The organism is Nocardioides euryhalodurans, from assembly GCF_004564375.1.
GTDB lineage: Bacteria > Actinomycetota > Actinomycetes > Propionibacteriales > Nocardioidaceae > Nocardioides > Nocardioides euryhalodurans.
In genome coordinates this window covers 1,290,370-1,309,556 of sequence record NZ_CP038267.1, presented here as the reverse complement: position 1 = coordinate 1,309,556, position 19,187 = coordinate 1,290,370, and the positions used below count along the sequence as shown (strand labels likewise).

The 19,187-nt window shown below is 73.9% G+C and carries 20 protein-coding genes; 14 read left to right on the top strand and 6 right to left on the bottom strand.

Going from position 1 to position 19,187, the window contains the following annotated elements:
• The first annotated feature begins 92 nt into the window (after positions 1–92).
• Both EXE57_RS06130 and EXE57_RS06125 read left to right on the top strand, forming a co-directional pair.
• The gene (locus EXE57_RS06130) at positions 93–3,350 is read left to right on the top strand and encodes an ATP-dependent helicase (protein WP_135075098.1); all 3,258 of its coding nucleotides are present in this window, start codon (positions 93–95) and stop codon (positions 3,348–3,350) included.
• On the top strand, positions 3,347–6,571 hold the full coding sequence (locus EXE57_RS06125) for an ATP-dependent DNA helicase (protein WP_244247016.1): 3,225 nt from the start codon (positions 3,347–3,349) through the stop codon (positions 6,569–6,571). Before EXE57_RS06130 ends, EXE57_RS06125 begins: the two co-directional genes overlap by 4 nt.
• Here EXE57_RS06125 and deoD read toward each other — a convergent pair.
• Entirely contained in the window at positions 6,549–7,244 is a 696-nt protein-coding gene (gene deoD, locus EXE57_RS06120) for a purine-nucleoside phosphorylase (RefSeq protein WP_135075095.1), read from the bottom strand. The genes EXE57_RS06125 and deoD overlap by 23 nt on opposite strands.
• Positions 7,245–7,288: 44 nt before the next feature.
• Here deoD and nudC point away from each other — a divergent pair, with 44 nt between their 5' ends.
• Positions 7,289–8,188, top strand: a complete 900-nt coding sequence (gene nudC / locus EXE57_RS06115) for an NAD(+) diphosphatase (RefSeq protein WP_244247015.1) — start codon at positions 7,289–7,291, stop codon at positions 8,186–8,188.
• A gap of 49 nt (positions 8,189–8,237) precedes the next feature.
• Positions 8,238–8,774, top strand: a complete 537-nt coding sequence (locus tag EXE57_RS06110; protein WP_135075092.1) for a hypothetical protein — start codon at positions 8,238–8,240, stop codon at positions 8,772–8,774.
• Here the strand turns inward: EXE57_RS06110 and EXE57_RS06105 are convergent.
• Positions 8,746–8,991, bottom strand: a complete 246-nt coding sequence (locus EXE57_RS06105; protein ID WP_135075089.1) for a mycoredoxin — start codon at positions 8,989–8,991, stop codon at positions 8,746–8,748. The two genes, EXE57_RS06110 and EXE57_RS06105, sit on opposite strands and share 29 nt — an antisense overlap.
• Before the next feature lie 76 nt (positions 8,992–9,067).
• Here EXE57_RS06105 and EXE57_RS06100 point away from each other — a divergent pair, with 76 nt between their 5' ends.
• From EXE57_RS06100 to EXE57_RS19655, 5 genes are all read left to right on the top strand, one after another.
• Positions 9,068–11,095: an ATP-dependent DNA helicase UvrD2 gene (locus tag EXE57_RS06100; protein ID WP_135075086.1), complete on the top strand. Its 2,028-nt coding sequence runs from the start codon at positions 9,068–9,070 to the stop codon at positions 11,093–11,095.
• 169 nt (positions 11,096–11,264) lie between these two features.
• Complete coding sequence (locus EXE57_RS06095; protein ID WP_135075083.1) at positions 11,265–11,504, top strand: hypothetical protein; 240 nt, start codon at positions 11,265–11,267, stop codon at positions 11,502–11,504.
• Positions 11,505–11,612: 108 nt separating this feature from the next.
• A complete protein-coding gene (locus EXE57_RS06090; protein WP_135075080.1) occupies positions 11,613–11,945 on the top strand; it encodes a WhiB family transcriptional regulator in 333 nt (110 codons plus the stop codon).
• 37 nt (positions 11,946–11,982) lie between these two features.
• Complete coding sequence (locus EXE57_RS06085) at positions 11,983–12,177, top strand: hypothetical protein (protein ID WP_135075077.1); 195 nt, start codon at positions 11,983–11,985, stop codon at positions 12,175–12,177.
• A 152-nt stretch (positions 12,178–12,329) separates the two neighbouring features.
• The gene (locus tag EXE57_RS19655) at positions 12,330–12,491 is read left to right on the top strand and encodes a hypothetical protein (RefSeq protein ID WP_167305835.1); all 162 of its coding nucleotides are present in this window, start codon (positions 12,330–12,332) and stop codon (positions 12,489–12,491) included.
• A gap of 9 nt (positions 12,492–12,500) precedes the next feature.
• Here EXE57_RS19655 and EXE57_RS06080 read toward each other — a convergent pair whose 3' ends face one another.
• Both EXE57_RS06080 and EXE57_RS19650 read right to left on the bottom strand, forming a co-directional pair.
• Entirely contained in the window at positions 12,501–13,304 is an 804-nt protein-coding gene (locus EXE57_RS06080; RefSeq protein ID WP_135075074.1) for a hypothetical protein, read from the bottom strand.
• A gap of 124 nt (positions 13,305–13,428) precedes the next feature.
• The gene (locus EXE57_RS19650; protein WP_167305834.1) at positions 13,429–13,587 is read right to left on the bottom strand and encodes a DUF5679 domain-containing protein; all 159 of its coding nucleotides are present in this window, start codon (positions 13,585–13,587) and stop codon (positions 13,429–13,431) included.
• 162 nt (positions 13,588–13,749) lie between these two features.
• Between EXE57_RS19650 and EXE57_RS06075 the strand changes: the two genes are divergently transcribed.
• From EXE57_RS06075 to EXE57_RS06065, 3 genes are all read left to right on the top strand, one after another.
• A complete protein-coding gene (locus tag EXE57_RS06075) occupies positions 13,750–14,544 on the top strand; it encodes an enoyl-CoA hydratase/isomerase family protein (RefSeq protein WP_135075071.1) in 795 nt (264 codons plus the stop codon).
• A 325-nt stretch (positions 14,545–14,869) separates the two neighbouring features.
• Positions 14,870–15,904, top strand: a complete 1,035-nt coding sequence (locus tag EXE57_RS06070) for a PHP domain-containing protein (RefSeq protein ID WP_244247014.1) — start codon at positions 14,870–14,872, stop codon at positions 15,902–15,904.
• 9 nt (positions 15,905–15,913) lie between these two features.
• Positions 15,914–16,444: a M48 metallopeptidase family protein gene (locus tag EXE57_RS06065; protein ID WP_135075065.1), complete on the top strand. Its 531-nt coding sequence runs from the start codon at positions 15,914–15,916 to the stop codon at positions 16,442–16,444.
• Here the strand turns inward: EXE57_RS06065 and EXE57_RS06060 are convergent.
• Both EXE57_RS06060 and EXE57_RS06055 read right to left on the bottom strand, forming a co-directional pair.
• Positions 16,381–16,992: an NUDIX hydrolase gene (locus tag EXE57_RS06060; protein ID WP_135075062.1), complete on the bottom strand. Its 612-nt coding sequence runs from the start codon at positions 16,990–16,992 to the stop codon at positions 16,381–16,383. The genes EXE57_RS06065 and EXE57_RS06060 overlap by 64 nt on opposite strands.
• The gene (locus EXE57_RS06055; RefSeq protein WP_135075059.1) at positions 16,989–18,302 is read right to left on the bottom strand and encodes a zinc-dependent metalloprotease; all 1,314 of its coding nucleotides are present in this window, start codon (positions 18,300–18,302) and stop codon (positions 16,989–16,991) included. The genes EXE57_RS06060 and EXE57_RS06055 overlap by 4 nt, the downstream gene beginning before the upstream one ends.
• Positions 18,303–18,423: 121 nt before the next feature.
• Between EXE57_RS06055 and EXE57_RS06050 the strand changes: the two genes are divergently transcribed.
• Both EXE57_RS06050 and EXE57_RS06045 read left to right on the top strand, forming a co-directional pair.
• Complete coding sequence (locus EXE57_RS06050; RefSeq protein ID WP_135075056.1) at positions 18,424–18,876, top strand: molybdenum cofactor biosynthesis protein MoaE; 453 nt, start codon at positions 18,424–18,426, stop codon at positions 18,874–18,876.
• 36 nt (positions 18,877–18,912) lie between these two features.
• Positions 18,913–19,173: a hypothetical protein gene (locus tag EXE57_RS06045; RefSeq protein WP_244247013.1), complete on the top strand. Its 261-nt coding sequence runs from the start codon at positions 18,913–18,915 to the stop codon at positions 19,171–19,173.
• Positions 19,174–19,187: the final 14 nt, after the last annotated feature.

The following is a 19,187-nucleotide window of genomic DNA, read 5'->3' as shown; positions in this document are numbered from 1 at the left end:
CCTCCTCTCCGTCCAGCGTGCCACGACACACACCCGACCGCGACCGGTGCGGCCACGGCCCCCGTGTCGGTGCCGCATGATGGGGTGGACCCATGACGACCTACCGGCTGGTGACCGAGCGCGTGGCTGCCGCGCGCCCGGTGCTCGACGAGCACCAGCAGGCGGTCGTCGACCACCCCGGCGGGCCGCTGCTGGTGCTGGCCGGCCCCGGGACGGGCAAGACCACGACCCTGGTCGAGGCGATCGCGCGGCGCATCGACGACGGGGCCGACCCGGCGTCGATCCTGGCCCTGACGTTCTCCCGCAAGGCCGCCGAGCAGCTGCGCGACCGGGTGACCGCGCGGGTCGGGCGGACCGTCTCGACGTCGATGAGCTCGACCTTCCACTCCTTCGCGTTCGGCCTGATCCGGCGCTTCGCGCCGCCGGAGCTCTATGCCACGCCGCTGCGGCTGCTCAGCGCCCCCGAGCAGGACGTGGTGCTCCAGGACCTCCTGACCCACGCCCCCGAGTCGGTGCGCTGGCCCGACACGCTGCGGGAGGCGGTCGGCACCCGCGGCTTCGCGCGCGAGGTGCTCGACGTCCTGGCGCGCGCCCGCGAGAAGGGGCTCGGCCCCGAGGAGCTGCGCCGCATCGGCCGGGAGGAGGGCGTGGCCGAGTTCGAGGCCGCGGGCCTGTTCCTCGACCAGTACCTCCTCAACCTCGACCTGCAGGGCGCCACCGACTACGCCGACCTGATCCAGCGCGCCGTGCTCGACGCCGAGGAGCACCGCGCGGAGCTGCGGGCCCGGTTCGCGCACGTCCTCGTGGACGAGTACCAGGACACCGACCCCAGCCAGGTCCGCCTGCTCCGGGCGCTCGCCGGCGACGGCCGCGACCTCACGGTCGTGGGCGACCCCCACCAGTCGATCTACGCCTTCCGCGGCGCCGACGTGCGCGGCATCCTCGAGTTCCCGACCGAGTTCCCCCACGCCGACGGTCGACCCGCCGACGTGGTCGCCCTGCGCACCACCCGACGCTTCGGTCCCCGGCTGCTGCTGGCCTCCCAGCGGGTCGCGGGCCGGCTCTCGCTCCCCGGCAGCATCCCGCCCGAGGTCCGCGAGGCGTTCGCACGCCCCGAGGCCGCAGCCGAGGACCGGCCGGGCGACGGCGTCGAGGTGGTCACCTACGACACCGCCCGTGCCGAGGCCGAGCACCTCGCCGACCGGCTCCGCCGGGCCCACCTCGAGGACGGCCTGCCGTGGTCGCAGATGGCGGTGCTGGTCCGCTCCGGCCGCTCGGTCCTCCCCGCCGTACGCCGCTCGCTGGCCGCGGCGGGTGTGCCCGTCGAGGTCGCGGCCGACGACCTCCCGCTCGGCCAGGAGCCGGCCGTCCAGCCGCTGCTGACCGCCCTGCGGCTCGTCGTCCACCGCGGGATCGACGACCCCGCCTCGCCCCACCACGTCGACGCCCCGACCGTGAGCGGTCTGCTCACCTCGCCGCTCGTCGGCCTCGACGCGACCGAGCTGCGGGCCCTGGCGCGGCAGGCCCGGCTCCGCGAGAAGGCCGTGGCGGCCGCCGAGGAGCGGGTCCCGCGACCCTCCGACGCCCTGGTCAGGGCCGCCGTGCTCGACCCCGCCCTGCTCGAGGGCCTGACCGGCGAGGCCGTCGCCCGCACCGCCTCCTTCGCCCGGCTGCTGGTGCGGGCGCGGGAGGTGCTCGAGGGCGACGGCACCGCCGAGGGCGTCCTCTGGACGCTGTGGGACGGCACGAGCTGGCCGCGACTGCTCCGGTCCCGCGTCGAGGCCGGGGGCCAGGGGGCGCGGCTGGCCCACCGCGACCTCGACGCCGTCGGTGCGCTGTTCGAGGCCGCGGCGCGCGCCGACGAGCAGCGGGGCCACCGGGCCGTGGGCGAGTTCCTGGCGACCCTGCGCGCCCAGCAGATCCCCGGTGACACGCTCGCCGAGGAGGGCGTCCGCGGTGACGCGGTCCGGCTGCTGACCGCCCACCGCGCCAAGGGCCTGGAGTGGGACCTGGTGGTCGTCGCCCACGTCCAGGAGGAGGCGTGGCCCGACCTCCGGCGCCGGGCCTCGCTGCTGGCGCCCGACCGGCTCGGCGGGGACGGGCTGGTGCCCCCGGTCTCGACGCGGGCGATGCTCACCGAGGAGCGGCGGCTCTTCTACGTCGCCTGCACCCGGGCCCGACGGACACTGCTGGTGACCGCGGTGGCCTCGCCCGACGACGACGGCGAGCAGCCGTCCCGGTTCCTGGCCGAGCTCTTCCCGCCCGGCGACGAGCGGCGCATCCGTCACGAGTCCGGCCGCCCGCGCCGCCCGCTGTCGTTGGCCGGGCTGGTCGCCGAGCTGCGGCGTACGGTCTCCGACCCGGCGACCGCCGAGCCCCTGCGCCTGGCGGCCGCGCGACGCCTGGCCCGGCTCGCGACCGAGCGGATCGGCGACCGCTCGCTCGTGCCGGCGGCCGACCCGGCGACCTGGTGGGGCACCCGCGCCCTGACCGCCAGCGACCGCCCTCTGGTCGCTCCCGGGCGTCCGGTGCCGGTGACCGCCAGCATGCTCTCCTCGATCACCGAGTGCCCGGCCAAGTGGTTCCTCGAGCGCGAGGCAGGCGGAGCGCGCGCCACCAGCGCCTCGCAGGGCTTCGGAAACGTCGTCCACGCCATCGCCGACGGCGTGACCCGAGCCGACCTCGGCGACGACACCGGGGTGGTGCTCGACCCCGGCGCGGGCGACCCCGTCGACGGCCTGATGGGCCTGGTCGACGACGTCTGGCGGCAGCTGACGTTCCGCACTCCCTGGTCGGCCACGCGCGAGCGCGAGCAGGTGCGGGCCGCGCTCGCCCGGTTCCTCGACTGGCACCGGCTGGAGCGGGGCCGCAGCGTCGTCGCGTCCGAGGCCGACTTCCGGGCGGAGGTGGTGCTCCCCGACGGCGAGCAGGTGCTCCTGCGAGGCCGCGCCGATCGGCTCGAGGTCGACACCGACGGCCGGGTCGTCGTCATCGACCTCAAGACCGGCAAGTACCCCCTGCCCGACAAGGAGATGGTCGAGCACCCGCAGCTCGGCCTCTACCAGTACGCCGTCGACCACGGCGGCTTCGCCGACCGCCTCGGCCCCGGCGCGGAGGCGGGAGGCGCCGAGCTCTGGCAGCTGCGCAAGGGGACCAAGGCCCTCAAGGTGCAGTCGCAGGAGCCCCAGCGGCCAGGGGAGTCGGGCACCCTCCCGATCGAGGAGCAGCTGATGGCCGCGGTGCAGGTGGTCCGCAAGGAGGCCCTCGAGGTCCGCCCCGGCAAGGTCTGCGACCACTGCGACTTCCAGCTGCTCTGCCCCGCCCAGCAGTCCGGGACGGTGCTGTCGTGACCCCCGTCGAGATCCATACCCCCGCCGACCTGCAGGCGGTGATGCAGGCCAGGTTCCCCGTCAGCGAGGAGCAGTGGCCGGCCGTCAGCGCGCCGTTGGAGCCGACGGTCGTGATCGCCGGCGCCGGGTCCGGCAAGACGACGCTGATGGCGGCCCGGGTCGTCTACCTCGTCGCCACCGGCCAGGTGCGCGCCGACGAGGTGCTGGGCCTCACCTTCACGTCCAAGGCCGCCGGCGAGCTCGCCATCGACATCCGGGTCGCGCTCTCCCGGGCCGGGCTGCTGCCCGAGGTCGCCACCGAGGACGAGGAGCGGCTCGAGCCGACCGTGGCGACCTACAACGCCTACGCAGCCTCCCTGCTCACCGAGCAGGGCCTGCGGATCGGCCACGAGCCCGACACCCGGGTGATGGCCGACGCCTCCCGCTACCAGCTCGCCGGACGCGCCGTGGCTCGCCACACCCACGAGGTCCAGCTCCTCACGGACAGCCCCAAGCACGTCATCGGCAACCTGCTGGCCCTCGACGGCGCGATGAGCGAGCACCTCGTGGCGCCCGACGACGTCCGGGCGTTCGACGCGCGCGAGCAGCGCGCGATGGAGGCGGCGCTCGCGACGGAGAAGGCCAAGGCCGACCTCCAGAAGGTGCTCGACAAGATCGCCGAACGCGCCGAGCTGCTCCGGCTCGTCGAGGACTACCGCCGGCTCAAGCGGGAGCTGGGGCTGATGGACTTCTCCGACCAGATCGAGCTCGCCACCCGGCTCGCCCGCGAGCACCCCGACGTGGGGGCGGGGGAGCGGGCCAAGTTCCGGATCGTGCTGCTCGACGAGTACCAGGACACCTCCGTCGCGCAGTCGATGCTGCTCGGCGCGCTCTTCTCCGGCCCCGACGCCGGGCAGGGGCGCGGTCACGCCGTGACCGCCGTCGGAGACCCCAACCAGGCGATCTACGGCTGGCGCGGAGCGTCGGTGTCCAACATCCTCCACGTCGGGCGCACCTTTCCCCGGGCCGACGGCTCACCCGACATCCCGCGCCACCAGCTCACGGTGAGCCGACGGTCCGACGCCTCGATCCTGGAGGCGGCCAACCACCTCGCGCGGCCGCTCTACGCCGACCCCGCCGTGCCGCTCACGCCGCTGCGACCGGCCGAGGGTGCCGCACCGGGCGAGGTGCGCGCCAGCCTCCACCCGAGCGTGGCCGCGGAGCTGGCGTGGCTGCCCGGCCAGGTGCACGCCGCCCAGCGGGACATCGCAGCCCTCCCCGAGGATCCCCGCGAGCCCGGGACCTGGCGCCGGATCGGTGTGCTCACGCGTGACAACGCCACGGCGGCCGAGGTCTTCGACGCCCTGACCGCCGACGGGATCCCGGTCGAGATCGTCGGACTCAACGGCCTGCTCCGCCTGCCTGAGGTCTCGATGGTGGTCTCGACGCTCACCCTGCTCCACGACCTGACCGCCAACGCCGACCTGCTCAACCTCCTCACGGGTCCCCGGTGGGCGATCGGGCCGCGTGACCTGGCGATCCTGGGCCGTCGCGCCCGCGACCTGGCCGCCGACCCCGAGGGGCGCTCCTCCCGCGGGCGGCTCATCGACGAGCTCGAGCAGGCCGTCGCCGGGGCTGACCCGACCGAGATCCTGTCCCTCTGCGACGCCATCGACGACCCCGGTGACGCCACCTACCCCTACTCCGCGGCCGCGCGGGAGCGGTTCGCGCTGCTCTCCGGGGAGCTGCGGATGCTCCGTCGTCACGGCGGGGAGTCGTTGCTCGACCTGGTGCGGCTGATCATCGACACCACCGGCATCGACGTCGAGCTGGCCTCCTCCACCTCGGCGGCGGCCTCCGCCCGGCGCGACAACCTCGACCTCTTCGTGAAGGCCGTCGCGGAGTTCCAGGCCATCGACGGCGACCACTCCCTCGGGTCCTTGCTCGCCTACCTCGAGGCCGAGGACGAGCTCGGGACCGGCCTCGACGTCGCCACCCCGACCGAGGCCGACTCGGTGAAGCTGCTGACCGTCCACCGCGCCAAGGGGCTGGAGTGGGACGCGGTGTTCCTGGTCGGGGTCAGCGAGAAGAAGTTCCCCACCGAGCGCTCCCGCAGCCTGTGGACCTCGGTGGGCTGGGTGCTGCCCTCACCACTGCGGGGCGACGCCGTGGACCTGCCGCAGCTCACCGAGCGCACCCGCGCCGGGCTCGAGGACTTCAAGAAGCGGAGCCGCGAACACGAGGCGGTCGAGGAGCTCCGGCTCGGCTACGTCGCGGTCACCCGCGCCCGCAGCCTGCTCAGCGTCTCCTCCCACTGGCGCCTCTACCGCGCGGCGCCGATCGGCCCCTCCCGCTACCAGCAGGCGGTGGTGGAGGCGATCGCTGCCCGCGGCGCGTCACCGGAGCCGTGGACGCCGGAGCCCGAGGTGGCGGAGCTCGCCGCCATCGGTCCCGAGCCGCAGCCCTGGCCGGTCACCGAGCACACCGCCGAGGCGCTGCGGCGGCTCGAGGCCTCCGAGCTCGTGCGCGAGGTCGACCCGGCCGCCGACGACGACGAGCTCGACCTCGCCTCGCTGGCGGAGGTGCAGGCGTGGGACGACGCGATCGAGCGGCTGCTCGACGAGGCGCGGGCCGACCGGGCCGACGTCGTCGACGTACCCCTGCCGTCGAGCCTGTCCGCCACGGCACTGGCGCGGTTGCGGGACGACCCCGAGGGCTTCGCCCGCGACCTGGCCCGGCCGATGCCGAGGCCGCCGGCTCCGGCGGCCCGCTTCGGCACCCGCTTCCACGCCTGGGTGGAGGCGCGCTTCGGGCAGCAGCAGCTGATCGACGCCGACGAGCTCCCCGGACGCGCCGACGCCGAGATCGACGACGCCGACGACCTCGCCGCGCTGGTCGCCGCCTTCGAGTCAGGGCCTTTCGCCGACCGTGCCCCCCACGCCGTGGAGGCGCCCTTCGCGCTGGTGCTGGCCGGCCAGGTGGTGCGCGGCCGGATCGACGCCGTCTACGCCGAGCCCGACGGGAGCTTCCTCGTCGTCGACTGGAAGACCAACCGCCGGCGCACCGCCGACCCGCTCCAGCTCGCCCTCTACCGCCTGGCGTGGGCCGAGCTCACCGGCGTGCCGCTCGACCGGGTCCGCGCCGGCTTCTTCTACGTCCGCCACGGCGAGCTCGTGGAGCCGGAGGCCCTGCCCGGTCGTGAGGAGCTCGAGGGCCTGGTCAGCCCGGCTGCGACGCCGTGAGCGCGACCTCGACCATCCGGCCGAAGGTCTGCTCCCGCTCCTGAGAGGTGGTCTCCTCGCCGGTGACGATGTGGTCGGAGACGGTGCAGATCGCCAGCGCCCGGCGGCCGTGCTTCGCGGCCAGCGTGTAGAGCGCGCTCGCCTCCATTTCGACGGCCAGCACCCCGTAGTCCACCATCCGCGCGACCAGCTCGGGTCGGGCGGCGTAGAAGGAGTCGCTGGAGAAGATCAGCCCCACGTGGGCCTCGGGAGCGGCCGCGGCAGCGTCGCGGAGCAGCCCGAAGTCGGCGACGGGGGCGTAGTCGAGTCCCTCGAAGGCGATGTGGTTCATCGAGGAGTCGGTGCACGCGCCGGAGGCGATGACCAGGTCCCGGATGGCGAGCTTCTCGGTGAGCGCGCCGCACGAGCCGACCCGGATGGCGGTCTGCACGTCGTAGTCGCGGAAGAGCTCGTTGGCGTAGATGGCCAGCGACGGCTGCCCCATGCCCGACCCCTGGACCGAGACCGGGCGGCCCTGCCAGGTGCCCGTGAAGCCGTACATCCCGCGCACCTCGCTGTAGCAGCGGGCGTCGTCGAGGAAGGTCTCGGCGATCCACTTCGCCCGGAGCGGGTCGCCGGGCATCAGGACGGTGGGTGCGATGTCGCCGGGTGCGGCGCCGATGTGGGTGCTCACAGGGGTGGAAACTACCGGCGACGCCGCGCGTTAGCCTCATCGACGTGACCGACGAGCTGCTGCCCCACGTCGCCCTCTCGCGGCACGCCCACAACCGCCTGGGCCTGCAGCGCACGGACGAAGCGTGGCTCGAGGAGCGCTGGGCCGACCCGGCCACGCGGGTCCTGGTCGTGGCCGGGACCCGGCTGCGGGTCCTCGGCGGGGAGGTGCCGCTCGTCCCGGCGGCCGAGGCCCCGGACGGCACCCGGGTGCTGCTGGGCGAGACCGACGGGACGACCTGGTTCGCCTCGATCGTGGCGCCGGAGGCGGCGCCGGGCGACCCCGAGGAGTGGGTACCGCTGCGCGGGCTGCTGCCCGCGCTGCCGGGACGTCCCGAGCTGGCCCCGCTGCTCTTCCACGCGATCGGGCTCGCCGAGTGGCACCACGCCACCCGCTTCTGCCCCCGCTGCGCGACCCCACTGGTCTCGCGGGCGGCGGGTCACGAGCTGCGGTGCCCGCGGTGCGACCGCGCGCAGTTCCCGCGGACCGATCCGGCCGTGATCATGGCGGTGCGCCACGGCGAGGAGCTCCTGCTCGGTCGGCAGCCGCGCTGGCCAGCGGACCGCTGGTCGACCCTGGCCGGGTTCTGCGAGCCGGGCGAGACGCTCGAGGACGCCGTACGCCGGGAGGTCGACGAGGAGGTCGGCGTCCGGGTCGGCGAGGTGACGTACTTCGGCAACCAACCCTGGCCGCTGCCGGCCAGCCTGATGCTGGGGTTCGTGGCCCACGCAGAGACCCGTGAGATCGATGTCGACGGGGCGGAGATCGAGGCCGCGCGGTGGTTCTCGCGAGAGGAGTTCGCGGCCGCCGTCGCCGCCGGTGAGATGCAGGTGCCGCGCGGCGTCTCGATCTCGTCGTCGCTGATCGCCGACTGGTACGGCGGCCCGCTTCCCGGCTCGGACTGACCGGGCCTGACCCCCTGTCGCGGCCGTCGTCGCGGTGTCACGATGGGCCATGGCCGGCGCAGTGGTGCGGTGTGCGGCCGTCGCGGCGACGACCGGCGGCCTTGCCTGGGTCGGCAAGGGCGCGATGATCCTCGCCGGGAGGCCCCAGCCCCCGCTGCTGCTGGAGCTGGGCCTGCCCTGCTTCGGCCTCGCCCTGCTGCTGCTGGCGCTCGAGGCCGGGTCGCGGACCGCGACCGCCCTCGGAGTCGTGGCGACCGGCGGCGGAGCGGTCGCCCTCGCTCTCGACCTGTTCGACCGGTGGCCCGACCCGGCGATCACGACGGCTGGCCTGGCCCTCGTGGTCGGGCTCGTGCTGCTCCGCCCGTCCGATCAGCCCGGACGCTGGGGCCCTCGCGCGATCGGCCTGGCGACGGTGCCGGTCACGGCTGCGGGAGGTCTGCTGGCGCTCGTCGACGAGGCGCTGCTCGAGGTGTCGACGGTCGTGCTCGGCCTGGCCTGGACCTGGCTCGGCGTACGCCTGTGGCGCGCGCCGGCAGCGGTGCGCGAGCCCCGGACGGTCAGGCCAGGGCCGCGAGCTTCTGCTTGACCTGCGAGACCGAGGGGTTGGTCTGGCTGGTGCCGTCGGTGAACACCAGCGTCGGCACGGTCTGGTTGCCGCCGTTGGCCGCCATCACGATGTCGGCGGCGTCCGGCTGCTGCTCGATGTCGACGATGTCGAACTCGATGCCCTCGCGGTCCAGCTGGCCCTTCAGCCGCACGCAGTAGCCGCACCAGGGGGTGGTGTACATCGTGAACGAACTCATCTGGGGGGTGTCCTCGCTCGCGTCTAGGGTGTGATCCGTCCCGGATAACCAACGACGCCACGGAGTTGTTCCCTGCATGCCCGCTCCCGACGACCTGCTCGCCGCGCTCGACCCCGAGCAGCGCCGGGTGGCCGAGGCGCTGCGCGGTCCGGTGCGCGTGCTGGCCGGGGCCGGCACGGGCAAGACCCGCGCCATCACCCACCGGATCGCCTACGGCGTGGCGACGGGCGTCTACCAGCCGACCGAGGTGCTGGCCGTCACGTTCACGACGCGCGCAGCGGGGGAGATGCGGACCCGGCTGCGCCACCTCGGGGCCGGGGGAGTCCAGGCGCGAACCTTCCACTCCGCGGCGCTGCGCCAGCTGCGCTTCTTCTGGCCGCGCGTCCACGGCACGGAGCTGCCGACCCTGACCGAGTCCAAGCTCGGGCTGCTGGCCGGTGCCGCCCGCCGCTGCCGGGTCCCGGGCGACCAGGCGCTGCTGCGCGACCTGGCCTCGGAGATCGAGTGGGCCAAGGTCAGCAACGTCCACCCCGACGACTACGCCCGGGTGGCGCCCGCCCGCGGCCGGGAGGTGACGGGCCAGGACCCCGAGACCGTCGCGAGGGTCTTCTCCGCCTACGAGGACGGCAAGCGCAGCCAGGGCCGGATGGACATGGAGGACGTGCTCCTCTTCACCGCCGGGATGCTGGCCGACGACGAGCGGGTCGCCGCCCAGATCCGTTCCCAGTACAAGCGCTTCGTCGTCGACGAGTTCCAGGACGTCTCGCCGCTGCAGTCGGCGCTGCTCGACCTCTGGCTCGGCGGCCGCGACGAGCTGTGCGTGGTCGGTGACCCGGCCCAGACGATCTACTCCTTCGCCGGAGCCCGGGCCGACTTCCTGCGCGACTTCCCTGCCAAGTACGACGCGACCACCTCCGTCGAGCTGGTCCGCAACTACCGCTCCTCCCCGCAGGTCGTCGACACCGCCAACCAGCTGCTGGCCGGCACGTCGAGCCAGGGCGTCGCTCTCCGCGCGCAGCGTCCCGCCGGCCCCGAGGTCACCTTCACCGGTCACCCCGACGAGGTCGCCGAGGCGGCCGAGGTCGCCGACCAGCTCAAGCGGCTCGGAGCCTCCGGGGTGCCGTGGTCGGAGATGGCCGTGCTGTTCCGGATCAACGCCCAGTCCGAGCACCACGAGGAGGCGCTGGCCGAGCGCGGGATCCCCTACGTCATCCGTGGCGCCGCACGCTTCTTCGACCGCCCCGAGGTCCGCCAGGGAGTGACCCTGCTGCGCGGCACCGCCCGCGGCGGGGAGGCCACCGGCGAGATGGTCGACACCGTCCGGGCCACGCTGGCGGGGCTCGGCTGGAGCCCGGAGCCGCCGTCCTCGCGTGGGCAGGTCCGTGACCGGTGGGAGTCCTGGCAGGCCCTGGTCGACCAAGCCGTGGAGTTCGCGGCGGGGGAGGGTGGTGACCTCGGCGCCTTCGTCGACGAGCTCGACCGCCGGGCCGCCGAGCAGCACGCCCCGGTGGCCGACGGCGTCACCCTCACCACCTTCCACGCGGCCAAGGGGCTCGAGTGGGACGCCGTGATGCTCACCGGCATCCAGGACGGCACGCTGCCGTTCAGCCACGCCGACACCCCTGCCGAGATCGAGGAGGAGCGCCGCCTCCTCTACGTCGGCATGACCCGGGCCCGGCTCCACCTCGCGGTCTCGTGGAGCCTCGCCCGCAACCCAGGCGGCCGCCCCAACCGGCGCCCCTCCCAGTTCGTGACCGCCATGCTCCCCGCCCAGGAGCGGCCGCAGGCCGCGCCCAAGCGGCGGCGGGCCGTCCACTGCCGTGAGTGCGGCAAGCCGCTCTCGACCGCCGCCCAGAAGAAGCTCGGCCGTTGCGACGACTGCCCGGCCTCCTACGACGAGGAGCTCTTCGAGCGGCTCCGTGACTGGCGCCGCACGCGTGCCGGCGAGGACGAGGTCCCCGCCTACGTCGTCTTCACCGACGCCACCCTGCAGCTCATCGCCGAGCACAAGCCCACCTCGGAGAGCGCCCTGCTCGCGATCAGCGGGGTGGGTCGCAGCAAGCTGGAGCGCTACGGCGACGAGGTCCTGGGCCTGCTCGCCTGACCGCCGGGTCGCTGGCGGAGAGTGGCAGGAGGTCGACGGAAAAAGTCAGGAAATGCCCAGAAAATAGTTTGCCCCTTACGCGGATGAACCGGTAACTTCTCTCTCACAACCCGTCGCGCACAGGACCTTGGCACGGTTCGCGCCCTACACGCCGAAGGAGGTGGCACGCATGATCAACACGATGATCCCGATGACGGCTCAGATCCCGTCCGGTTCTGCCCTGCCCACCTCCGCCTCGACGACGGCTGCCCTCGCTGGCACCCGCGCCGACGCGGCCTTCGGCATGGCGCCCGCCGGCGCGATCTGCATCGCTCCCACGTACGTCGTTCGCGACCGGCACGTGGCCGGCGATGTCCTCGCCCAGGGCACGTTCCCGGGTTCCACCGCCTGGAGTCCACCGACCAGCTGACACCACCAGCATCGGCAGCCTCCAGGCCGCGGACCCGAGACCCGGGATCCGCGGCCTTTCTGTTTCCGCACCACACCAGCGATCAGACTCAGTAGGAGGTGACCAACGATGACCATCAGCGTTCTCGACCGCACTGATGGGATGACCGATGCCACCCTCAGCAACGGACTCGGCGGCCTGCACGACGCCGCCGGGGAGGTGGACGAGGAGCAGCTGCCCTGCCGGGTGAACGACCCGGAGCTGTGGTTCGCCGAGTCCCCGCAGGACGTGGAGTTCGCCAAGATCCTCTGCACGGACTGTCCCGTGCGCGACCTCTGCCTCACCGGCGCCAAGCAGCGCCGTGAGCCGTGGGGGGTCTGGGGCGGCGAGCTCTTCCTGCAGGGAGTCGTGATCCCGCGCAAGCGGCCTCGCGGCAGGCCCCGCAAGAACCAGGCAGCCTGACCCACCCGCCGAGCCGAGAGGCATCCAGCACCACACCATGACCACATCGAAGAACCGGAGCAATGAGATGGACCTGATGAACGAAGACCTGGCACGGGCACAGATGTCCGTGCGCCTGGGAGAGGCGCAGCAGATGCGACGGGCCCACCACGTGGCCCATGCCCGTCGCGTGAGCCGCAAGGCCGAGAAGGCCGCGCGGCAGGCACGCCTCGCCCTCGCCCGCGCGATCTGAGGGAGCCGGCGGCCGACCGTACGACGGGGGCCACCTCCACCCTGATCGCTGGGTGAGTCGAGAGGCAGGAGCCGGACCGGCGCCGAGAGGCGCCGTGTCCGGCTCCTGTCATGTCCGGAGTTGGTCGCCCGCGCAGGGTTACCCTGAGTGGCGTGACCACCTGCGACTTCTGTGGCCGCCACGAGACGGACGAGGCCAACACGCTCACGTGGAGCTTCGCCGTGGAGAACGGACGCCCGCGGACCTACTGCGAGGAGTGCTCGCGCGCCAACTTGCGCGCGATGGAGGGCAAGCTCGACAGCGAGTGGTGGTGAGCCGGTCGCTCAGCCGGCCACCAGGTCGCCCCAGGCGCAGCCGCAGCGCGGGTGTCGCCGCCAGCCATGGGTCCGGGGGCCGTCGTCGCACAGCTCGACCGTCGCCGACCAGGTGACCGGGCGGCCGCCGTCGACCCAGGTGGCGAGGTCACGCACCGCCCAGCCCAGCGCCAGCTGCAGGACCTCGGGCGCCGGGACGTCGCCGGGATCGGGGTCGTGGTGCTGCTCCAGCACCAGGGGATGACGAGGGTCGCGGTCGGTGAGGTGCTCGTCGACGCAGCGCACGCAGGCCGTCAGACCAGGCACGACCAGCGGGCCGAGTCGAGCGCGCCCGGCCACCACCGTCACGGGCAGGTGGGCGCGGTCGGTCTGCACCGCGTGGTCGAGGTCCGCGCGCCGGGGCTCGGCGCCGGTCCGGACGAGCAGGGTCATGGTCGGCGGCTCGTGGGGACCGGGTGGGGCGAGCCCGGCGACGGCCAGCGCCGCCCGGACCGCTGCCGCACGCACCGGGTCCTCGGCCACGACCGCCACCCCGGCGGTCTCGCGGAGCCGCCGCCGCACCACGGCGGCGTCGACGGTCTCGAGCAGGTCACGGTCGAGGAGGCAGCCGACCGTGGCCACCGACTCCGGGTCGACGTGGGCGGGGTCGAGGCCCTGGCCGAGGCTGCGCAGCAGCCGACGCACGGGATCGGTGTCGGGCAGCACCAGCCGTCGGTCGGCGTGCAGGCCGACCTGGAGCTGGCCGGCGCCGCGACGGCTGACGCGCACCCCGGGCCGGAGTCGCAGCGGGGCTCGCGAGGCGTGCTCGGGCATGCCGGCACCTTGGCACAGCCGGGCGAGACGTGGCGCCCGTCGTCCACAGGGCCCGGGCGTGCGAACGGCGACCCCTGCCCGGGTGCCGGGCAGGGGTCGCCGTCGACGAGAAGATCGGCGGGCGTCAGCCCTTGCCGAGGATGCGGTTGAGGTTGGTGCCGCAGACCGGGCACACGGCCTTCGCCATGCGGGTGCCCTTGTCGTTGACCTTGACCTCGCCCTCCGCCTCGCGCTTCTCCTTGCACTTGACGCAGTAGAACTCGCCGCTCCAGGTCTCCGCCATGACGGCCTCCTTGCTCTTCGTTTGTACGGTCGTCGCGGCGGGAGGCCCTGGGGGAAGCCCGCCGGGGGCCGGGGCGCACCCCGGACCGTTTCCGACCCTACGGCACCGAGGCCCCCGAGGGGGCCCACCGCGCGTCCGGGCGTGGCTCACTACCCTCGGCCCATGCCTGACCTCACCCACCTGCGACTCGAGCGGCCCGCCGAGGGCGTCGCCGTCCTGACCCTCGACAACCCGGACCAGCGCAATGCCATGTCCGAGCCGATGACGACCTCGTGGGTCGCCGCCGTGGACGAGCTCGCGGCCGACCGTTCCCTCCGCGCCGTCGTGGTGACGGGGGAGGGGTCGGCGTTCTGCTCGGGCGGCGACACCTCCTGGATCGCCAGCGAGCCGGACGCGACCGTCGACGAGCTGCGGACGCGGATGCTGCCCTTCTACCGCGCCTGGCTCTCGATCCGCCGGCTCGAGGTGCCGACCATCGCGGCCGTCAACGGAGCCGCGATCGGAGCGGGACTGTGCCTGGCCCTGGCCTGCGACCTGCGGTACGCCGCGGCCGGATCGCGACTGGGCGTGCCGTTCGTCCGGCTGGGGATGCACCCCGGCATGGCCGGCACCTGGCTGCTGCCCGAGGCGATCGGCCACGCCCACGCGCGCGACCTGCTGCTGACCGGCAGGGTGGTCGACGCGGACGAGGCGCTGCGGCTGGGGCTGGTCTCGCGGGTGCTCGCCCCGGAGTCCCTGCTCGACGAGGCGGTCTCGGTCGCCACCACCATCGCGGGCAACGCACCTATCCCGACCCGGTTGACGACCCTGGCGCTGCGCGACGGCGGCCACGCCGACGCCGAGGCGGCGCTGCAGTGGGAGGCGATGGCGCAGCCGCTGACGCTCGCCACGGCCGACCTGCAGGAGGGGATCGCCGCCGCCCGCGAGAAGCGTGCGCCTCGCTTCACCGGTCGCTGAGCCCCGGTCCTGCATGAGAAGAGGCCCCTGGCCCGCCTCGACGACACGTGCCTTCCCCTTGCCCGTGTCGCGTCGACGGGCCCGGGGCCTCATCTGGTCCCCACGCTAGGAGAGCGGTCGGTCGCCGGTCAACGGATCCGGGCGGGCTGGCGTCCCCTGCTGTGGACAAGCCTGTGGACAAGGGTGTGGGCGAAGGTGGCGTACCCGTGGAGAGGCGGGGGAGGAGGCTGTGGAGAGCCGGAGCGCCGCCCCTCGCGACCCCCGCTGAGCAGCCACAATGGTGTCCACCGGGTGTGGACGAAAGATTGTCGAGGACGGGAGCAGCGTGAGCGAGACCTACACGGCCGGTCCGGTGGCCGCCCTGCGCCGGATCGCGTTCCTGATGGAGCGTGGGCGCGAGGAGACGCGGCGGATCGAGGCGTTCCGGGCCGCCGCCGCGGCGATCCTGCCGCTGCCGGCCGACGAGGTCGCCGACCGGGTCGAGTCGGGGACCATCACCGAGCTCGCCGGGATCGGGCCGAGCACGGGCGCCGTGATCTCCGACGCGGTCCGGGGTGTGGTGCCCGAGCGGCTCGCCAGGCTCGAGGCCGAGCACGACGGGCCGCTGGCCCCTGGCGGCCGGGCGTTGCGCGCGGCGCTCCGGGGCGACCTCCACTGCCACTCCGACTGGTCCGACGGTGGGTCGCCGATCGAGGAGATGGCCTTCACCGCCATCGAGCTCGGCCACGACTACCTCGTCCTCACCGACCACTCGCCCCGGCTGAAGGTCGCGCGGGGGCTCAGCGCGGAACGGCTGGCCCGCCAGCTCGACGTCGTCGACGCCGTCAACGACCACCTCGGCGGGGCGTTCACGCTGCTCAAGGGGATCGAGGTGGACATCCTCGACGACGGGTCGCTCGACCAGACCGACGAGATGCTGGCCCGGCTCGACGTGCGGGTCGCCAGCGTCCACTCCAAGCTCCGGATGGAGTCCGCGGCGATGACCCGCCGCATGGTGGGGGCGATCCGCAACCCCCGGACCAACGTCCTGGGTCACTGCACCGGACGCCTGGTCACCGGCAACCGCGGCACCCGCCCGAGCAGCGACTTCGACGCCCGTGCCGTGTTCGAGGCGTGCGTGGAGCACGACGTCGCCGTCGAGATCAACTCCCGTCCCGAGCGGCGCGACCCGCCGACCCGGCTGCTCGAGCTCGCCCGTGACACCGGTTGCCTCTTCTCGATCGACAGCGACTCGCATGCGCCCGGCCAGCTCGACATGCTCGACTACGGCTGCGAGCGGGCCGAGGAGGCGGGCATCGACCCCGACCGGATCGTCAACACCTGGCCGCAGGAGCGGCTGCTGGCCTGGGCCAACGGCTAGATTTCGGCCATGGAGGTCCGACCCGAGGTGGAGGTGCGACGGTCCAAGCGGCGCCGTCGTACGGTCTCGGCCTACCGCGAGGGCGACCGGATCGTGGTGATGATCCCCGCGACGCTGACCCGTGCCGAGGAGCGGGAGTGGGTCGCGACGATGCTCGCCAAGCTGGAGCGCTCGGAGAAGCGCCGCCGCCCCAGCGACGACGACCTCGTGCGACGGGCCCACGAGCTCTCCAACCGCTACCTCGGCGGCATGGCCGAGCCCGAGTCGGTCCGGTGGGTCGACAACCAGATGTCCCGCTGGGGCTCCTGCACGCCCGGTGACCGCACCATCCGGCTGTCGGCCCGGCTGCAGGGGATGCCGGCTTGGGTGATCGACTACGTCCTCGTCCACGAGCTCGCCCACCTGCTGGAGTCCGGGCACGACGCGCGCTTCTGGGCCTGGGTCGACCGCTACCCGCAGGCCGAGAAGGCCAAGGGCTACCTGCTGGGCTGGTCGGCCGCGGCGCGGCTGGACCCGCCACCCGGCGGCGACGTCGACTGAACCCGGAGCCGGGCGTGGGCGAGCGCGATCGCCTCGTCCCACGCGTGCCCCTCACCCGGGATCCCGTCCACCGGCCACCAACGGACGTCGAGCGACTCGTCGCTCACGGCATGCTCGGCACTGGCGGGGGCCACCGCGAGGAACCACACGTCGAGGTGGTGCACGTCCCCGCCGTCACCGCAGAACGGGACGGCGTGCTCGTCGAGCCGCAGCGGCACCGGGTCGAGCGCCAGGTCGGCGATCCCGGACTCCTCGACCGCCTCGCGCCGGGCGGCACCCAGGAGCGTGCGGTCCGCGGGCTCGCAGTGCCCCCCGAACTGGAACCACTGCCCGGCCTTGGCGTGCAGCGTCAGCAGCACCAGCCGGCCGTCGGTCGACAGCACGAGGGTGCTGGCGGTGAGGTGGTCGGGCCGACAGTCGCGCTCCATGCCGTCCGGTCGGTCGGTGAGGTGGGTGACGTAGCGGTCGCGCAGGCGTGCCTGCGGCGCGGACGGCGGCGTCCAGGCCCGCAGGGTGGCCAGGGCGTCGGCGTGGAGCTCGGCGGTCACTCCCCGGTCGGCCGACCGTCGCCGGGCTCGCCCTGCTCACCGTCGAGCAGTCCGCGCAGACCGGCCTCGAACTCCTCGTCGCTGAGCTCCTCGGGCGCGGCGGCGTCCTCGCGGAAGCCGAGCGGGTCGTCGAGGTCCGCGTCGGTCGGCAGCAGGTGGGGGCTCATCCAGACACCGTCGCGCGCCTCGGCACCCTGCCGGGTCCGCAGCGACCCCCACAGGACGGAGGCGTCACGCAGTCGGCGCGGCCGCAGCTCGAGGCCCACCAGCGACGCGAAGGTCTGCTCGGCGGGACCGCCCGACGCCCGGCGACGGCGTACGGCCTCCTGGAGCCTGGTGGCGGCGGGCATCCGCTCGCCGGCGGCCTGGCCGACGACCTCGTCGACCCAGCCCTCGACGAGGGCGAGGGTGACCTCGAGCCGCTGCAGAGCCGCCTGCTGCTCGGGCGTCTGGTCCAGCTCGAACATGCCGCCCTCCATCATCCGCTGCAGCGCCTCGGGGTTGGACGGGTCGAGGCCGCGCATCTGCTCCTCGATCGAGGACTGCAGGTTGGCGGTGTTGATCTCCAGCCCGCGCGCGTAGTCGGTGACCGCGCCGATCAGGTGCTCGCGCAGCCACGGGACGTGGGCGAAGAGGCGCTGGTGGGCCGCCTCGCGCAGCGCGAGGTAGAGGAGCACGTCGTCCTCGGTCACGTCGAGCCCCTCGGCGAACGCGGCGACGTTGACCGGGACCAGCGCGGCCTTGCCGGGCTCGGTCAGGGGCAGGCCGATGTCGGACCCGGTCAGCACCTCGCCGGCGAGCGCCCCCAGACCGGAGCCGATCTGGGAGGCGAGCATCGCGCCGACGGCCTTCTGGAGCATCCCGATCAGCGGGCCGCCCATGCCCTGGGCCTGCTCGGGGAGCGCGGAGGAGAGGGCGTTGACTGAGGAGGCCGCGATCGGCTCGACCAGTCCCTTCCACACGTCGGTGGTGCCGACGATCCACTCGGCGCGGCTCCAGGCCACGGACGAGGTCACGCCGGAGGGGAAGTCGGTGGCCCCGTCAAGCCAGTGGTCGGCCAGCCGGAGCGCGTCGGCGACGGCGTCGCGCTGCTTCTGGGTCGGCGTCGGGTCGGCCTCCGAGGCCGCCTGCTTGCGGGCCATGTCGAGCGCGACGTCCCAGTTGAGGGGTCCGTCGTACGGCTGCATCATGGCCTGCAGCTGGCTGAAGAGCTGGCTCAGGTCGGGGGTCCCGCCCCCGCCGCCGCCGAAGAACTGCTCGAACGGCGTTCCCTTGAAGGGGTTCTGGCCGTCGTCGGGGTCGTTGCTCATCTCGGGGTCCCTGTTCGAAGTGGAGCGCAGCGAGCATTCGAATGGGGTGAGTTCATGGTGTCCACGGTACGCGGATCGGGCAACCGGCGTCGTGCCCCGTCGGCCGGGCTAGGGTCGACCTGTGACCGACGCCCAGACCGGCCCCGCCACGGGGTCCGTGATCCGCCTGGTCGACCTGCGCGAGACGCCGCTCGACGTCACCGAGGTCGTCGACGCGCTCGACGACGACGCCTCCGGGGGGCTGACGCTGTTCGTCGGCAGGGTCCGCGACCACGACGGGGGCAAGGCGGTCGACGGCCTCGACTACTCCGCCCACCCGACGGCGAGCGAGCGGCTCCACGCCGTGTGCCGCCGGGTCGCCGAGCAGTACGACGTCACCGGGGTCGCCGCGGTCCACCGGGTCGGGTCGCTCGCGATCGGCGACATCGCCGTGGTCGTCGCCACCACGGCGGCCCACCGCGGCGAGGCGTTCACCGCCTCCCGCGCCCTCATCGACACCCTCAAGGCCGAGGTGCCGATCTGGAAGCACCAGCGGTTCGGCGACGGCACGGAGGAGTGGGTCGGCGCGCCCTGACGCGGTGGGGCCCCTCACGCGCCTACGCTCGTGCCCGTGGAGATCCTGCTCTGGCTGGTGCCGTCGGCCGTGGTCACGGTCGTGGCGATGCTCTGGGTCGCCTGGCTCGGCCGCGAGGGCCGGGGTGAGGTCGACCGCGACGTCGCCGTGGCGCGGCTCGCCGCGGCCATGCAGCGCGACCACGCCGCCGCCGGTCGCGAGCGACCGACCGCACCTCGTGACCGCAGCACCGGGATCGCCGTACGTCCCTCGCGCGCGCAGCAGCCGGATCCGGCTCGCACCCGCCGCAGCGCCTGATTTCCCCCGGGTGA

Coding starts and splice junctions, on each gene's coding strand:
- EXE57_RS06130 (WP_135075098.1), top strand. CDS start 93: ATGACGACCTACCGGCTGGTGACCGAGCGCGTGGCTGCCGCGCGCCCG.
- EXE57_RS06110 (WP_135075092.1), top strand. CDS start 8,238: ATGGCCGGCGCAGTGGTGCGGTGTGCGGCCGTCGCGGCGACGACCGGC.
- EXE57_RS06105 (WP_135075089.1), bottom strand. CDS start 8,991: ATGAGTTCGTTCACGATGTACACCACCCCCTGGTGCGGCTACTGCGTG.
- EXE57_RS06100 (WP_135075086.1), top strand. CDS start 9,068: ATGCCCGCTCCCGACGACCTGCTCGCCGCGCTCGACCCCGAGCAGCGC.
- EXE57_RS06095 (WP_135075083.1), top strand. CDS start 11,265: ATGATCAACACGATGATCCCGATGACGGCTCAGATCCCGTCCGGTTCT.
- EXE57_RS06090 (WP_135075080.1), top strand. CDS start 11,613: ATGACCATCAGCGTTCTCGACCGCACTGATGGGATGACCGATGCCACC.
- EXE57_RS06085 (WP_135075077.1), top strand. CDS start 11,983: ATGACCACATCGAAGAACCGGAGCAATGAGATGGACCTGATGAACGAA.
- EXE57_RS06080 (WP_135075074.1), bottom strand. CDS start 13,304: ATGCCCGAGCACGCCTCGCGAGCCCCGCTGCGACTCCGGCCCGGGGTG.
- EXE57_RS19650 (WP_167305834.1), bottom strand. CDS start 13,587: ATGGCGGAGACCTGGAGCGGCGAGTTCTACTGCGTCAAGTGCAAGGAG.
- EXE57_RS06075 (WP_135075071.1), top strand. CDS start 13,750: ATGCCTGACCTCACCCACCTGCGACTCGAGCGGCCCGCCGAGGGCGTC.
- EXE57_RS06065 (WP_135075065.1), top strand. CDS start 15,914: ATGGAGGTCCGACCCGAGGTGGAGGTGCGACGGTCCAAGCGGCGCCGT.
- EXE57_RS06055 (WP_135075059.1), bottom strand. CDS start 18,302: ATGAGCAACGACCCCGACGACGGCCAGAACCCCTTCAAGGGAACGCCG.